Raw genomic sequence first — 379 nt, forward strand, 5'->3', positions numbered from 1 at the left:
CGCGTTTTTTCGTCGGCGCGCCGATGACCAGCTCGAAATAGTGATCAAGGGCTCGCTGACGGATGACCTCGACCAGTTCTTGCTGCGGGGTTCCGGAAACGACGAAAAGCCTGGAACGCCCAGTCGCTTTTTCAAGCAGTTCCCGCGCGCCGGGAATGAAAGGCGCAGCGAGGATCTTCTCAAAAACGATTTCTGAGAACCTCTTCGACAGCAGCGCCAATCGCTCCTCGGTCGGGGCGCTACCCACTATCTGTTTGTCGAAATGGTCGAACTTCTCCCGGCGTGAAATACCGCCATGCAGCCGCTGGTAGCTCAGGATGGGTTCCCTCCACTGCTGTCCATAGCCGGAATAGATTTCAGCGAACGCCTCTGCTTTGAT

1 pseudogene is annotated in these 379 nt (G+C 56.7%); it reads right to left on the bottom strand.

The features are described 5' to 3' along the window. A pseudogene (locus tag EN859_RS35775) lies at window positions 1-379 on the bottom strand (HAD family hydrolase); the annotation flags it as partial.

It is taken from the genome of Mesorhizobium sp. M00.F.Ca.ET.216.01.1.1, from assembly GCF_004010325.2.
GTDB lineage: Bacteria > Pseudomonadota > Alphaproteobacteria > Rhizobiales > Rhizobiaceae > Mesorhizobium.